General features: G+C 38.8%; 15 protein-coding genes, 1 pseudogene and 1 other annotated feature. Of the genes and pseudogenes, 2 read left to right on the forward strand and 14 right to left on the reverse strand.

The window, feature by feature from the left end; translation table 11 throughout:
* Positions 1-615: 615 nt before the first annotated feature.
* Positions 616-867: a binding site (T-box leader), on the reverse strand.
* A gap of 173 nt (positions 868-1,040) precedes the next feature.
* The 4 genes from V1L66_RS13470 to V1L66_RS13485 all read right to left on the reverse strand — a co-directional run bounded on the left by V1L66_RS13470 (position 1,041) and on the right by V1L66_RS13485 (position 2,926).
* Positions 1,041-1,352: a hypothetical protein gene (locus V1L66_RS13470; RefSeq protein WP_016993679.1), complete on the reverse strand. Its 312-nt coding sequence runs from the start codon at positions 1,350-1,352 to the stop codon at positions 1,041-1,043.
* 112 nt (positions 1,353-1,464) lie between these two features.
* On the reverse strand, positions 1,465-2,052 hold the full coding sequence (locus V1L66_RS13475) for a VanZ family protein (RefSeq protein WP_333004596.1): 588 nt from the start codon (positions 2,050-2,052) through the stop codon (positions 1,465-1,467).
* 177 nt (positions 2,053-2,229) lie between these two features.
* Positions 2,230-2,721, reverse strand: a complete 492-nt coding sequence (locus tag V1L66_RS13480; protein WP_115674029.1) for a hypothetical protein — start codon at positions 2,719-2,721, stop codon at positions 2,230-2,232.
* Positions 2,711-2,926, reverse strand: coding sequence for a helix-turn-helix transcriptional regulator (locus V1L66_RS13485; protein ID WP_279494689.1), 216 nt, complete (start codon positions 2,924-2,926; stop codon positions 2,711-2,713). Before V1L66_RS13485 ends, V1L66_RS13480 begins: the two co-directional genes overlap by 11 nt.
* A 227-nt stretch (positions 2,927-3,153) precedes the next feature.
* Here V1L66_RS13485 and V1L66_RS13490 point away from each other — a divergent pair, with 227 nt between their 5' ends.
* Complete coding sequence (locus V1L66_RS13490) at positions 3,154-3,645, forward strand: DinB family protein (RefSeq protein WP_048390596.1); 492 nt, start codon at positions 3,154-3,156, stop codon at positions 3,643-3,645.
* Positions 3,646-3,811: 166 nt separating this feature from the next.
* On the opposite strand, the gene V1L66_RS13495 is transcribed toward V1L66_RS13490, so the two are convergent.
* From V1L66_RS13495 to nagZ, 7 genes are all read right to left on the reverse strand, one after another.
* Positions 3,812-4,705 carry an SDR family oxidoreductase gene (locus V1L66_RS13495; protein ID WP_333004592.1) on the reverse strand — a complete coding sequence of 298 codons (894 nt, stop codon included), beginning with the start codon at positions 4,703-4,705 and terminating at the stop codon, positions 3,812-3,814.
* A 298-nt stretch (positions 4,706-5,003) separates the two neighbouring features.
* Positions 5,004-5,942, reverse strand: a complete 939-nt coding sequence (locus tag V1L66_RS13500; protein ID WP_333004590.1) for a rhodanese-related sulfurtransferase — start codon at positions 5,940-5,942, stop codon at positions 5,004-5,006.
* 166 nt (positions 5,943-6,108) lie between these two features.
* Positions 6,109-6,537 carry a hypothetical protein gene (locus V1L66_RS13505; RefSeq protein WP_333004589.1) on the reverse strand — a complete coding sequence of 143 codons (429 nt, stop codon included), beginning with the start codon at positions 6,535-6,537 and terminating at the stop codon, positions 6,109-6,111.
* A gap of 173 nt (positions 6,538-6,710) precedes the next feature.
* The gene (locus tag V1L66_RS13510; protein WP_258859253.1) at positions 6,711-7,892 is read right to left on the reverse strand and encodes a NupC/NupG family nucleoside CNT transporter; all 1,182 of its coding nucleotides are present in this window, start codon (positions 7,890-7,892) and stop codon (positions 6,711-6,713) included.
* 62 nt (positions 7,893-7,954) lie between these two features.
* Positions 7,955-8,662, reverse strand: coding sequence for a purine-nucleoside phosphorylase (gene deoD / locus V1L66_RS13515; RefSeq protein WP_258859254.1), 708 nt, complete (start codon positions 8,660-8,662; stop codon positions 7,955-7,957).
* A gap of 203 nt (positions 8,663-8,865) precedes the next feature.
* The gene (locus V1L66_RS13520; protein ID WP_258859255.1) at positions 8,866-10,302 is read right to left on the reverse strand and encodes a helix-turn-helix domain-containing protein; all 1,437 of its coding nucleotides are present in this window, start codon (positions 10,300-10,302) and stop codon (positions 8,866-8,868) included.
* A gap of 66 nt (positions 10,303-10,368) precedes the next feature.
* The gene (gene nagZ, locus V1L66_RS13525) at positions 10,369-12,057 is read right to left on the reverse strand and encodes a beta-N-acetylhexosaminidase (protein ID WP_258859256.1); all 1,689 of its coding nucleotides are present in this window, start codon (positions 12,055-12,057) and stop codon (positions 10,369-10,371) included.
* Between the two features lie 192 nt (positions 12,058-12,249).
* On the opposite strand from nagZ, the gene V1L66_RS13530 reads away from it, so the two are divergent.
* Positions 12,250-12,645: a glucosamine 6-phosphate synthetase gene (locus V1L66_RS13530; RefSeq protein WP_333004584.1), complete on the forward strand. Its 396-nt coding sequence runs from the start codon at positions 12,250-12,252 to the stop codon at positions 12,643-12,645.
* Between the two features lie 190 nt (positions 12,646-12,835).
* On the opposite strand, the gene V1L66_RS13535 is transcribed toward V1L66_RS13530, so the two are convergent.
* From V1L66_RS13535 to V1L66_RS13545, 3 genes and pseudogenes are all read right to left on the reverse strand, one after another.
* Positions 12,836-13,615, reverse strand: a complete 780-nt coding sequence (locus V1L66_RS13535; RefSeq protein ID WP_333004579.1) for a class I SAM-dependent methyltransferase — start codon at positions 13,613-13,615, stop codon at positions 12,836-12,838.
* A gap of 136 nt (positions 13,616-13,751) precedes the next feature.
* On the reverse strand, positions 13,752-13,967 hold the full coding sequence (locus V1L66_RS13540; protein ID WP_054548789.1) for a hypothetical protein: 216 nt from the start codon (positions 13,965-13,967) through the stop codon (positions 13,752-13,754).
* A 160-nt stretch (positions 13,968-14,127) separates the two neighbouring features.
* Positions 14,128-14,660, reverse strand: a pseudogene (locus V1L66_RS13545) (GNAT family N-acetyltransferase).
* Between the last annotated feature and the right edge of the window lie 54 nt (positions 14,661-14,714).

Below are 14,714 nucleotides of genomic sequence, written 5' to 3' on the forward strand. Positions count from 1 at the left end.
TCTATCCCTCACTTTTCACGTTGTATCCGCTACTTTTCATGTTTTAACCGCTACTTCAGAGCCTATCCCTCACTTTGTCTGCTCTATCCCTCACTTTTCACGTTTTAACCGCTACTTCAGAACCTATCTCTCACTTTGACTGCTCTATCCATCAGTTTTCACGTTCTATCCGCTACTTTTCATGTTTTAACAGCTACTTCAGAATCTATCCCTCACTTTGGCTGCTCTATCCATCACTTTTCACGTTGTATCCGCTACTTTTTACGTTTTAACCGCTACTTCAGAGCCTATCCCTCACTTTGGCTGCTCTATCCATCAGTTTTCATGTTGTATCCGCCACTTTTCACGTTGTATCCGCTACTTCAGAATCTATCCCTCACTTCGCCTGCTCTATCCATCAGTTTTCACCTTCTATCCGCTACTTTTCATGTTTTATCCGCTACTTCAGAACCCCAATGGATCCGCCAAGTGCAATTAATTGCATGTGACGCGCACTTAATTCCACGCTTTAGTTGTGAATCTTGATGATTATCTTTTCTAATGCTTACTCCTCATACGTTTAGATTTTCAAATACTTGCTCAAAAAAGGAATAAAAAAACGCCTTTTGGATTAATCAAAAGGACGATTCAACTCGTGTTACCACCTTTAATTTATATGCAATTCACATTACTTACCTTAGGAAGTACGGTCATTTGACGATACTCTCGCACATGATTACGGATGCTTACGGGTGTAGCCTACTTAGAATGATCTTTTCGGTACACAGCTCCAAGATGAATTCTCACTCGTTTTACATGCACCTCTCATCAACCGGTAACTTTCTGTTCGTAAAAATAATTGATACTACTTCTTTTCATAGCCTTTGTTCTATACAAATATTTCCTATGATATTATAATATAGCGTAGTCGGTTCTTTTAGCCATCTCACGAGAAAGAGTAGATTTTCGCTAAATAAAAACGCCCGATTGTAAAAGACCCAAAATTACACTCTCTGAAAACCAAAAATATATTTCAATCATACGAACAGGCAACGAATTTCTTACTTTTTGTTCTTTTGATATACAATAAAAGTAAGGCCATTTAATAGCAATGTAAAAATGAGAAGAACTGCTGTGGCGATCACGACTGCACGTGTGGTGTCCAGGAGTGCCGTCCAATCCTCAATTTTTACTAAATGATATTGATAGAACATCTGGAAGCTAATTGAAATAGCGCAGGCACTGATGCTGAGAACGGAAAGGATGCCCCAATTAGCATGTTCATGCTTATTATTTCCCATTAGATAAATAACTGGAAGTATCCAAGCGATTAGTCCTAGTAAGAGACTGCCAATATTAAGCCAACCCATCATAACGAATCCCTCTTTCTATTTGTATTGCTGTTTAACAATACTTAACGGTAAATTGTGGGAAAGGTTTCAAATAACTACATAAATAAACGCGCCCGATTGCCGAAGACATTATTCAATTAAAACTACCCTTATAAACTTTATCTTTTCGCTTCACTTGTATATGTATAAATATTTTCACTATTACTATACCAACTATTCCACCAAGTATATTACATAACAAGTAAATAGCATCTACAGAACCAATGTTCCTAGGAACTAAATTAAACGACCCTAATAGGAGACGTAAAAGCTCTATACCTAAACAACACAATATCACTATTAAAATGGCTTTATAATTAAAATGGAAAAGAACGAATAAAAATATCCCTAAGGGGAGTAATAATAAAAAATTATAAACTATAGATGAATAGCTCCACAAATACATATTGAAGTGGATACTATCAAAAATTCCAAACCAATCATTAGCTGTAATAAAACGTCTACTCTTGTCTTCTGGATTTAGAGGTAAAAGTGTTATTCCCCCTACTTTAATTTGAAGTAAACATAGTAAATAGAAAAGAAAGCTGTATAAAGTAACACGTCTTTGATTACTCTTGATTTCTTTTCTAAAGTAATCAAGAAATACATCTATAAAAATATAGACCAACAACACTAAAAATCCGAAAGGAACAATATTATATAGAACATAGTTTGTATGCAAGTAAACACCTCCCAAATTTTGTAACAACTATCATTTTACTTATTTTAACAATGTTAGTCAAATAGTGTTCTTCCACTACCATTTTTTCATTTAGCTGTTTTTATTGTCATTATAAAAAACACCCCCATAGACCACCATATCTATAGGGGAAAAAACGGTACGATATTAGTATGAAGTTTAGTAGGTTACCTCGGAATCTTTTCGCTTCGGAATAAGTGCAGTAAAAAGTGCAATTAAATTAGGTGGAATACTAAATAATAAAAATAGCCAGTTTGTCGTCAGGATCGAGATGATCGTGAATACAATAATGGACGTAATGAAGACGAATAGGCCCACCTTCACACGCGAGGGCTGTAACGGGGCTGCGCTGGACATATTGATGGTCAAAATAATCCCAATGATTCCCCAACTCGCTACGTGTGTTAATAAAAGGATACCTAAAACCATAGCAGTGCTTAATTCAATTCCAAAATTGAGTAACGTAAAGAAAACATACAGCGCTCCTAATGTCACATACCATGAATAGGATCTCGCCTTTTGCCAAATATGATAGTACAGCTCGTCTAAACCTCTATTTTTTCTAGCTTTCTGTCGCCCGAACCACCATCCAAGAAGTCCACCAATCACTCCCCCATACAATCCAATCATACCCCAGATATTAATCTCCATTATTCATTCTCCCCTCTTCAAATATAAACACTTCTTCAATTGTGCTATTGAACGCTTTGGATATGTTGTAGGCAAGCTCTAAGGATGGATTGAATTTGCCTGATTCAATAGCAATGATCGATTGCCGTGAAACGCCAACTTGTTTCGACAATTCTTCCTGCGTAATCTTGTTCAATTTTCGTAATTCTCGAATTCTGTTTTTCATAATGCCTCCTTTATAAATGTAAAGCAAACTATACATTTAATGTTAAGTAAAGTTTACTTTACATCACTTCGTATGTCAAGCAAACTTTACAATTTGATTTTTAGTTAGATGATATGGCAATGTCGAGTAAAGAACAACAAAATTCTATTACTATGTACTATTTTCGGAAAATTTGATAAATTAATAGTAAGGAATGTTTTGAGCGTTACAAAAAGGAGGTTATTCAAATGAGTAAAAAAGAGCTCTTGCAAAATGGAGTCAATCAGGTTTTTTACGAAGAGGAATGGTACCCACCGTTATCAGAAGCATTAAAGAATCTCACTGCTGCGCAAGCTAGTTGGCAACCAGAAGGAAATGCTGCTAATACGATTTGGGAAAATGTAAACCATTTATTAATCTTTAAAGAGCGCTTACTTTCTCGCTTACATAAAGATGAGACATTTGTTGCTCCACAAAATAATGATGAAACGTTTGTCCAAGGCGGTGCTCATGATGAAGATGCTTGGCAAGAAACAGTGAATCGAACCCTTCACGTACATGATGCCCTACAATCTTCATTAGCATCCTTGCAAGAAGAGGCATTAGATCAACCTAGTCCCGCTCTTCCAGTTTGGCAACAATATCTAAATATCCTTTTGCACGACGCTTACCATACAGGACAAATTGTTCAACTTCGTAAACTACAAGGTTCATGGCCTGCTAAGCGCTCCTACTTATAAACGATGATTCCAATTGGTGACGGAAAAGCAGATGCCCCCTTAAGTTAGAGACAAACTACTAACTATAGGGGGCATATCATTTAATTCGTTTTCATTATCCATCTTAAGCTGTTTATCTACCATAATCAGTAGAACATCACTAATGTCGAGAGTGGTTTTAGTAAGTTTATAAGTCTATCGGCTTACCACCTGTCACTCCATAAATCTGACCCGTGATATAACTTCCTTCATCCGAGGCCAGAAGAACATAAACGGGTGCAAGCTCTACTGGCTGTCCCGCACGGCCGAGGGGCGTATTTTGGCCAAACTCAGGAATCTCTCCTTCTAATTTCCCGTTATCCAGCTGAAGCGGCGTCCAAATCGGGCCAGGTGCAACACCATTGACACGAACACCTTTAGAAGCAAAGTACGAGGATAGGGATACCATAAAGTTGCTTATTGCACCTTTTGTCGCGGCATAATCCATTAAAGATGAGGATGGATCGAAAGATTGAACCGATGTGGTGGTGATAATTGCACTTCCTGGCTCCAAATGTTCCTCAGCAGCTTTTACGGTCTCGAACATGCTGATGATGTTTACTTTGAAAGTGTCTTGCACTTGTTTAATTGTTAAATCACTTAGGGATGGCTGTGCGATCTGTTGCGCAGCATTTAATACAAGAATGTCCAATCCGCCAAAGGCCTCCACTGTTTTTGTAACAATCTCTGTCGCTGTGCCATCTTCTCGTAAGTCATATGGTAGCAGTAATGCTTTTCTGCCTGCTTTTTCAATTAACTCTTTAACGACGTTGGCATCTTCCTCTTCACCAGGGAAGAATTGGATGGCTACATTAGCGCCTTCACGTGCATAGGCAATGGCGGCAGCACGACCAATCCCAGAATCACCTCCAGTAATCAAGGCATTACGCCCTTTCAGACGATTGTAACCTTTATATGATTCTTCTCCACAGTCAGGCTTGGGGATCATTTCACTCTGTAGCGCTGGCGTGTTTTGTTCCTGATTTAGAAATTTTTCGGTATGAAATTTCTTGCGTGGATCGGTTAGATGTGGGTTTCCCATCAACTATCATCTCCTATCTTGATTAATTAGTGACAAACACTTTGCGTGCTTGCACTATTTAAATCCTGTTACATTTTGTTGAATACCCTCTGATCATTTACTTTAAACAGCATCAGATTCTTCCGCCCTTCCACCAATGATGGAGTCATTTACATTTTCCTTACAAAAGAAAAAAACACCCAATATAAGCGAGCAGACTAGTCCAATGTTGAAATGGATAGTTTGAACACTTACATTGAGTGTTTTAAGAACCTCTATAAAGTAGGTTATGAAAGATATTTAATAACGCTTTGTATGTTTAAATTAACGCCTCAATTGCTTGAGCTACTTGCTCTTCTGTTAAATTGTGACGCACGATGTAGCGATTGCGCGCATGCTTTGTACATTCGATTGTACAGCCACCTAAATGCTTTGCTTCATTTTCTTCAGATGCGATGATTTGCTTGTTACATTCAGGGTTTGCACAGTTAATGTAACGCTCACAAGGTTCCCCATCATAGTGATCACGGCCGACAATCACATGCTCTACTTGATTGATTGGCACTGTTAAACGCTCATCAAATACGTACATTTGACCGTCCCATAGTTGACCTTTCGCAACAGGATCTTTTCCGTATGTGGCAACACCACCATGTAATTGACCAACATTGCCAAAGCCCTCACGTTTCATCCAACCCGAAAACTTCTCACAACGAATCCCGCCCGTGCAATAGGTTAAAACATTTTTCCCTTCGAATAGCTCACGGTTTGCACGGACCCATTCTGGTGTATCACGGAAGTTCTTTACCTCTGGTCGAATCGCACCACGAAAATGGCCGACATCATATTCATACGTGTTACGTACATCTAATACTACTGTATTTTCATCTTGCATTTCAGCAAGAAATTGTTCTGGTGACAGGTAGCGACCTGTTAACTCATGTGGGTTTACATCTTCTTCTAAGCCTAAGTTGACTAACTCAGGTCGTGGGCGTACGTGCATTTTTTTGAATGCATGTCCTTCTGCCTCATCAATTTTGAAGACAATGCCTTCAAATAATGGGTCTGCTTGCATGTTTGCCATGTATTGCTCTGTTTGCTCAATCGTACCAGAAACAGTACCGTTAATGCCCTCATTGGCTACTAAAATACGACCTTTTAGACCGATTTCTTTACACATTTCTAAGTGCATTGCTGAAAACGCCGCTGGGTCTTCAATCTTCGTGTAATGGTAATATAATAAAACTTGATAATTCATTGTTTTCCACCTATCATTTCAATATTTGCAGGATATTCCTGATAGTGTCTTTTACGACTTATTAACCATAAAGGAAAATCCGTTAATATGCTATCGGTAATTAGACTGAAATGAGTAGAAATAATTTTTCCATATTCCGCTAGATGAAAAAAGACATATTCATTAGTTAAACAAATTTTATATTTTTCTTCACCGCATTTTCTACTAAAGCATAGAGAAAACCCGCAATTCCAAAAAAGAGCATTGAATTGACAATGCTTACATTATATTCTTCTATAAATCGCGAATCATAGATGATTATGAAGGAAAAAGCCCCTATTGCCCCACCACATAAAGTAAAGGAAGCCACTTTATACAGCCAATTTTTCATAAAACGACTCACAAGCAATGTTAGTGGTAAAAATGAAATCGGATAGAGAATAAAAGCAAAAGAGCCCATTAAGAACATATAACCAACGCCTAAATCACGAAATCCCGTCATATATTCCGATGTCCTGATTTTTCTTCCTTCTAAAACCTCTAAGCCAAATCCAGCTAAGGCAAACAGCACTATAAAAGGTATCCACATGATTAAACAATGATAGAAAGTTTTCATTCTAATCCATCCTCTTATGAATTTTTACTATTGGTACAATTATTCCTCTTAATATATCAAACGATAATTGTGGAAGAAAGTTACAATATTTCTTTGAGTGATCATCAAAAACTCAAAAAAAGCATATTTTAGGAATTGATACGCCTAAAATATGCACCTCTCATTTCTTCTCTTTAAAACACAATGCCAATAATGATGGCTGATAGAACACTTACAAGTGAGGCACCATAGAGCAATTTTAATCCAAAGCGTGCCACCACATTGCCTTGCTTTTCATTTAACCCTTTTACGGCACCTACGATAGTACCAATCGAGCCAAAGTTAGCAAAGGATATGAGGAAAACAGAGACAATGGCTGCTGTACGCTCACTAAAGCTGTCTTGGATTTTAACGAAGTCCAGCATGGCAACGAATTCATTTGCCACAAGCTTTGTCGCCATGATACTACCAGCATTCACAGCTTCATGCCACGGTACACCCATGACGAAGGCAATTGGGGCAAAGACATAGCCTAGGAAGCCTTGGAATGTGATGCCGAAAATGCCATTAAACACACCATTAATGAGGGCAATTAACCCAACAAAGCCTACTAACATAACCCCGACGATGATGGCTACCTTAAAACCGTCCATAATGTATTCGCCTAGCATCTCAAAAAATGTTTGCTTTTCACCTTCTTGCACTTCGATTATATCTTCCTCCGCTTGCACTTCATACGGATTAATGATCGAGGCCACGATAAAACCACCAAACAAGTTTAATATGAGAGCTGCCACTACATACTTTGGCTCTAGCATCGTCATATAGGAGCCCACAATGGACATCGATACCGTTGACATCGCAGAAGCACACAAGGTATAGAGTCGATGCTTTGGTAAAAAGCCAATTTGATTTTTTACTGAAATGAATACTTCATTTTGCCCTACAATTGCCGCAGCAACCGCATTATAGGATTCTAGTTTACCCATCCCATTGATTTTACTTAATACGAAACCTATATATTTAATAATAAACGGTAGAATTTTATAATGTTGCAATATGCCGATGATGGCTGACATAAATACGATTGGCATTAAAACATAGAGGAAAAATGTATGTGCGCCTTCATTCGCCATCCCACCGAATACAAAATTTGTGCCTTCGTTGGCATATTCAAGTAGTTTTGCAAAGCTATCAGCAAATCCTTTAATTAAAAATTCCCCAATACCTGTTTTCAGTAATAGAAACCCTAAAACAAGCTGGATAACAATCATCACAATGATTGGGCGGTATTTAATCTTTTTCTTATTATTACTTGCAAGCCATGCTAAAAATAGCACGAGTAGTAGTCCTACTAGCGAAATGATATAATGCATGTTGTCCCCTCCGTTACGAACAATGTTTTCAAATGCTTTTTCTTCCCATCCAGCATAATCCCCTACTCATCGATGATTGTATGAAGTGCAATGTCCACCATATCAAAAAAGGATTTTTCACTTTCCTCATGCGTTAAGCTTTCATTTGTTAATAATTGACTACCGACCGTCAAAATAGACAATGCCTTTACCCCATATTTTGCGGCTAACGTATAGAGAGCGGTGCTTTCCATTTCTACTCCTAAAACACCGAATTCCATAAACTTATGAAGCCTGTCTAATGTTTCACGATAAAATTCATCTGAATTATAAATGTTGCCAACAAAGACATTCCCCTTTTTTCCCTGTGCTTGTTGAAACGCTTTCATTAATAAGGGAAAATCCGCTATTGGGGCATAATTATTGCCGTAGAAAATTTTCTCCGTCAAATTACTGTCTGAAGAGACTGCTTGGGCTAATATGATATCTCGGATTTGAATATCCTTTTGCATCGCACCACATGTGCCGATACGAATCAATTTCTTCACGCCATAATCGTTAACCAGTTCAGTACCGTATATACTCATCGATGGATTCCCCATGCCCGTCCCCTGCACGGAAATTGGCACGCCTTTGAATGTACCTGTGTAACCATACATTCCTCTTACCTCGTTATAGCAATAAGCATTCTCTAAAAAATGCTCTGCTACAAATCTTGCACGTAATGGGTCTCCAGGTAGCAAGACACGCTCAGCTATTTCTCCCTTTTTTGCTCCTAAATGTCTACTCATTTTCATACCTCCAAAAACATGTCATTTATCTTAAATCCAATTAGGTAACCGTTTTCATTTACCAATAAAAAATACCCATAGCCATTTCCAACACGATCTCTTTTACAAGAAATCTGTTCAGAAACTACTATGAGTATAAGATTTAATGATGATGACAAACTAGACCAGATTGTTACGTAGTGTACGGGAAATAATTGACCAAATTACCGAAGCAATTCCTGACGAATATTATCTAAATCCCTTTTGGAAGGAATCGTGGATATAATAACAACTGGCACTGTCGTTAAGGCAACAGGGAAATTACTTATGACAAAATCAATGTGATGCTGCTGTACCATTTCATCCGTTAACCCCTTCATAATAGAGGTATTAATAATCAGCTGGTCCCCAATTTCATTCTTGATTAAATTGGCGATATAGTGGCGGATTGAAAATTCCTCTCCAATGACCAAGAAGGCTCGTTTACTTTTATAACGTAGCCCTGAACGAACAAGTAAGGTAAGCTTGGTTAAATGAAAGTCATTATATAGGACAGCAGGGTACGCTTTTTGCCACGTCTGCATACAGGTCTGCATATCTTGGTAAATTTGCTGACATTCAATTTGAACATAGTTTGTTAAATTACTTTTTGAAATCATCAGCCATTCAGGGATGGCATTATCGATTAAAAGCTTGTCCAAGAACTCATATACCTCCAAGCTAAACCGCTCATTCATATCCAGATTTGGGTAAGCCTTTGCCAATAGGGAGAACAGCTGCTGCGCCATTTGATCGATTTCTTTATTCTTATATAATTCGATTTCCTTCATTGGCGTCATGTCTGAGCCTTCATAATAATGATATTGGCTTAGACTAAATAGAGATTGCATAAAAAACAATTCACTCCTTGGTAATTCAATCGAGAATTTTTCTTCCAGTGCCTGTGTAAAGTCTTTTACTGGCAAATAGAACATTCCACTTTCCCAAGCGTAATCATCCTCCGTAATTTTGACATAGTTTCCCTTTCTCGCTCTTTCCAATACAATCGCCACTAAAAAGGATAATTTCCTTTTGGAATTAATAAAATAAACAATGCTTTGCTCATGCTCTATATGTGTGATGCATTGATTGATAAAATCAGCGTCACTATTGGTAAATGGCCATCCTGTATACTCATAGGCATCACCATATAACTTCCAGTAAAAGTAGCGAATATTCAATTCGTTTCCCTTTACGGCTGGCGTCGAGTATGTGATGCGTAGCTTATATGGCTTCAAATCATGATTATTTAGTTGCATAATCAGCTTCTTCAACGAGGAGGTGCTCATATACATCGCCTCTGCTAGCTCCTCCATCGAAAAATGTTGCCCATTGATAAACAATAAGTGCATGAAGCGATAGAAGATGGTTTGCCTGAACATGCTCGAAAGCACTTCACTAACGGTTGTACTTCGCCCATCGCGTTGTAGAAAAATTCCCTTTCCTCTAGATACGTCAATCGTCATTGCTACTGGTAATTGCCGATTGATTTCTTCTACGAGCTTACGTATGGTCTTATCCGAAATATGTAAGCTTTTTTCCACCTCCGCTAAAGTAAACCACCTTTGTTCAGAATCTAGCAGCAGTAATAATTGACTAGCTAATTTGAATTCCTTATCCACGTTCTCACCCTATCCATCATTCACAAAAAGGAACATACATCGGTTGCTGTATGTCCCTTTTCGCCTTTATTTCATAAACGTATTCAATACTTTTTCGATGTCTGTATTAAGCTTGTTCACATCGACCGCAGTCACGGGCTGATTGACAAGCTGATATTTTTCTTTTAGCTTTACGATCCTTTGGACACTCTCATTGATGCGTTCCTCTGTTATTTCCCCATTGCTGACGGCTATCTTTACCGCTTCTATCGCTGCTGTAATATTGGCATATTCATGAGCGATTAAAATAATATCACTACCAGCCTTGATCGAATCGACAGCTGCTTGCCCGATCGCATAATGATTCGTGATAGCTTTCATCGTCATATCATCAGTCATAACAACACCATCAAAGCCCAGTTGCTTTCTTAGCATACCCGTGATAATCTCCTTCGACATGGAGGAAGGGTACTGTGGATCGATCTTTGGCAATAAAATATGTGCGACCATGACGACATCTGCACCATTGTTAATGGCCTCTTTAAATGGGACAAGCTCTAGCTGATTCAAATCGTTCAAGCTTTTTGTCACCTTTGGCAATTCTAAATGGGAGTCCACAGATGTATCACCATGCCCTGGGAAATGCTTCACGACAGGAATAACCTGCTCCGACTCCAGACCCTTCATTGTTTGAATGCCCAATTTGCTGACGATAGCTGGATCATTGGAAAATGAACGATCCCCGATAATCGGATTATTCGGATTGCTATTGACATCTAATACGGGTGCAAAGTCCAAATTGAAGCCAAATGCCTTTAATTGCTCCCCTAATAATTGGCCTATTTCAAATGAAAACTTGGATTGGTTAATGTCCCCAATTTTTTTGTTCGTTGGGAAATTTTTTAAAGCGCCTGGTAATCTGACTACTTTGCCACCCTCTTGGTCGGTGCCAAGGAAAAGTGGTAGCCGATTATTCGAATTGGCAGCCATTAAGTCATTCATCAATGTGACCGTTTGCTGGGGTGTTTCAAGATTATTGCCATAAAGAATCAAGCCACCTACTTTTGCCTTTTGAATGAGGCTTGTTGTCTCCTGCTGAAGCGCCGTACCTGACACACCCGCAAACATCATTTGACCGATTTTCTCGTCCAATGTCATTTGTACCACTGTATCTGGTGCTTGTGGCTTCAGTTCTGTATAGACCGAAATATGATGAACCGCAGGATTGGCATCACTGTCAGTCGGTTTCGGTAAGATCCACTTTAATTGATAGCTGGCATTTACTTGGTAGACAAGAATAATTTGATTGGTTGATGGATCCTGGTAGTAACGAACTTCATCAGGTTCACCCAACTTATTTTTAATTGCTGCTAAACGAATGCTTTTGATATTCTCTTTCGATGAACGGATATCGAAGGCCTGTGAACCTCGATAACCAATCGTCACATCCTCGTAATCTTCATATTGTCCATTGGCGGATTCCGTGACCTGCTGTGGTTCTCCCCATTGCTCACGAACCGCTTGTTGTTCTGTATCTCCTGCTGCAAATGGCACTTCAGGTACTTTTCCTTCTCGCGCTAATTGAGCAATAGTCTGTATGAGGGCCTCTACATTCTCTGAACCACCTTCCTGTTCTGACGCATCCTCTTGAATGGGCGTTGTCTCAGGATTTCTAGTCGGCTGTGTGACTGGCCTCATTTTCATGCCGATAAAAAAGGCTAGACCCATTAACATCAGCACAAGAACCAGCAGCAAACCACGTCTTCTTTTATGCATGTAAAAACCTCCTTCACCAAGCAATATGGCGACATCGATAGAAATCTATCAACTAACGTTATCATAACTGCCACCTGAATTCAAAGCTCACGTAATGAACAGAATCGCGGCCTTCTATAGAAAATATTATCGTGAGCTAGCAAAAATACAAAAGAAGATGTTAAAATATTCACATAAAGGGGGATATAACATATGGGGAAATTAAGTAAAAGAAATATATTGTGGATTGTGCCAATCGGTATCTTAGCGGTATTTTGGTACTTCTATGGTCCACAAAAGGATATTACAGACAATGAATACATTACATACGTAAAAAACTATTCCTATGAAAATAGTACAAAAACTTTGGAGAGTGCCTTTGCCTCTGCCTGTGAAAATCCATATTGGGTTTATTTTGAAACACAAAAGGGACAGGATGTTGTAGAGTTTGAGGGTGATTGCACGGTTAACAATGAAGTAGCCAAGGTGAATGTACAGTTTCTTGTAGACAACGACATCACAAGTGTCCAATCAGGTGCAATGCTTGTCGACAGTAAAATGCAGGAAGAAGCAGACCGCGATCAATTTTTGCTGGCACTTACTAAATAATCCCTTATAGTTATGCTATGAGGGTTTTCTCTAGGAAAGCGGATAAAATGTGCAAAGTAGTGGATAGCAATCCTAAAGTGACGGATAGAAAGTTAAAAGTGGCGGATAGATCCTGTAAATTGAAGGATAGCTCTGGGGATGCTGAATCGAATAAAAATGGAGAGGGTTGAGCCTCTCCATAGGATGATCCTTATTTTTTCTTGGCGATCCAAATCGTCCATCGATCCTTTTCAATGATGGAAGCTTCAGTGGTAATTGCATTCCTTATATGCTCAAGAAGGGACGATAATTGGGTGTCATTTAACTCATGTAATAGACTACGCCCCACTCTGCCTTGTAAATCGGCCAATAATTGCTCCTTATTAGCATAGACCTGTCTCGTCTCCCATAGTTTGAGTTCACTAATTTCTTGAAAGCCTACTTCTTGTAAGCTTTCTGTCACCAACTGACTATTGTGTCTGCGCTCTACCTCCTTTTGAATAAGCGAAGGAAAACTTTCAAAGAAATAGCCCCTTATATGATGAGCATCCCCTGGAAGTAAGCAATCCTCTGGGGTGCGATCCTGTACGATAAAATAACCGCCTTGCTGTAAAAGCCGAAATGCCTCTTGAAAGCATGCTTTGACATCTTGTATATGATGAATTAAGGCTCGTTCAAGCACGATATCAAAAGTATCCCCTGCAAGCCCTGTATTGAAAGCATTTCCTTGAACAAATGTGATTTGCGGATATGCTCGACAATTTTCTTTCGCTCCGTCTAGCATGGCTAGTGAAAAGTCTACACCTGTTACAGATGCCACCCCCATATCGACAAGTGCCTTGGCATAAATCCCTCCGCCACAGCCGATATCTACTGCCTTTCCCATACTATGAAAAGGAATATGTTTCGCTAATGCTGCCTTCCATGAGCTATCTGCCTGTCTAGTTGTATAAGACGTACGATGTTGCTGATTATGGAAATCAATCCCCATTCTCTTCACCCTCCCCTTTTATTTTAGTGTACTAGTAGATCACCCATAAGAAAAATCTATAATTATTATAAAAATACATAAGCTTACCTTATCAAACGAAAAACCCATGCTGGGATATGCATGGGTTGAGCTACCATTAACTATTTCTAGTAGGATGGGAGGACTTTAATATGGTCCGTTCAATTATTCTAATTTCGTTATTTAGTTTTGTAATCGCCGCTTCAATTTGTTGATAGCGCTCCATCCGCTTGACCTTCTCTGTTGGAAGGGAATCCTTTAAAGCAGCCTGTCCCGCGTATAAGCTTGACAGTAAATCTAGCTTTTGAAAATAAGCTGTGCTATATTGCTCCATAACACCCAGCCCCTCATCTGTTACTTTTTTACACGAACTTATGAATTGTTGTTCATATAAGAACTATAACCGAAAAAAGCAGCCTCAAAACTCCATCTAAATTATTATTTATTATCCATTTCCAAGTAAATGATTATTCTATAAAAGCGCTAAAGCTACGTTATTCATATTTTTTTAACAAAGAATAGATAAATGTATCATGTGCTTGTCCCTTTTGATACATATAGTCCCTCAATATGCCTTCCTGTTGGAATCCAAGCTGAATTAAAAGCTTGGAAGATGCCTCTTCTCTAAAAAAACAACGGCTCCAATCCGGTTTAAGTTCATATCCCCAAAACCATATGCAATTACTTTCTGCACAGCTTCTTTTGTATAACCCTGCCGCCAGTAATCAGGATGAATTTCATAGCCAATTTCTGCTCGTTGATGTGCCGCCGACCATAGATGGAAGCCAACTGTACCAATCACTTCATTCGAATCTTTTCGTTCAATTCCCCAACGAATCCCACGCTTTTCCTCAAAATTTTTAGCAAATTGCTTAATTAACTGCTCAGCCTGCTGTGTGTCAGTAAAAGGCTCCTGCCCATAATAGCGTGTTAAAGCCTCATTGGAAAAGCAACGAAAAATCGCAGGAACATCCTCCTCTGTGAGTTCTCTTAACCTAAGTCTTGCTGTTTCTAATTCTGGAAACATGCTGTTCCCCTCCTCTACCATCCATATCATTCTCTACTCTTCCTTCAAAATCCT

It is taken from the genome of Lysinibacillus sp. IITD104 (assembly GCF_036698265.2).
In the GTDB taxonomy this organism is placed as follows: Bacteria; Bacillota; Bacilli; order Bacillales_A; family Planococcaceae; genus Lysinibacillus; species Lysinibacillus boronitolerans.

Coding starts and splice junctions, on each gene's coding strand:
- V1L66_RS13470 (WP_016993679.1), bottom strand. CDS start 1,352: ATGATGGGTTGGCTTAATATTGGCAGTCTCTTACTAGGACTAATCGCT.
- V1L66_RS13480 (WP_115674029.1), bottom strand. CDS start 2,721: ATGGAGATTAATATCTGGGGTATGATTGGATTGTATGGGGGAGTGATT.
- V1L66_RS13485 (WP_279494689.1), bottom strand. CDS start 2,926: ATGAAAAACAGAATTCGAGAATTACGAAAATTGAACAAGATTACGCAG.
- V1L66_RS13490 (WP_048390596.1), top strand. CDS start 3,154: ATGAGTAAAAAAGAGCTCTTGCAAAATGGAGTCAATCAGGTTTTTTAC.
- V1L66_RS13495 (WP_333004592.1), bottom strand. CDS start 4,705: ATGGGAAACCCACATCTAACCGATCCACGCAAGAAATTTCATACCGAA.
- V1L66_RS13500 (WP_333004590.1), bottom strand. CDS start 5,942: ATGAATTATCAAGTTTTATTATATTACCATTACACGAAGATTGAAGAC.
- V1L66_RS13505 (WP_333004589.1), bottom strand. CDS start 6,537: ATGAAAACTTTCTATCATTGTTTAATCATGTGGATACCTTTTATAGTG.
- V1L66_RS13510 (WP_258859253.1), bottom strand. CDS start 7,892: ATGCATTATATCATTTCGCTAGTAGGACTACTACTCGTGCTATTTTTA.
- deoD (WP_258859254.1), bottom strand. CDS start 8,662: ATGAGTAGACATTTAGGAGCAAAAAAGGGAGAAATAGCTGAGCGTGTC.
- nagZ (WP_258859256.1), bottom strand. CDS start 12,057: ATGCATAAAAGAAGACGTGGTTTGCTGCTGGTTCTTGTGCTGATGTTA.
- V1L66_RS13530 (WP_333004584.1), top strand. CDS start 12,250: ATGGGGAAATTAAGTAAAAGAAATATATTGTGGATTGTGCCAATCGGT.
- V1L66_RS13535 (WP_333004579.1), bottom strand. CDS start 13,615: ATGGGGATTGATTTCCATAATCAGCAACATCGTACGTCTTATACAACT.
- V1L66_RS13540 (WP_054548789.1), bottom strand. CDS start 13,967: ATGGAGCAATATAGCACAGCTTATTTTCAAAAGCTAGATTTACTGTCA.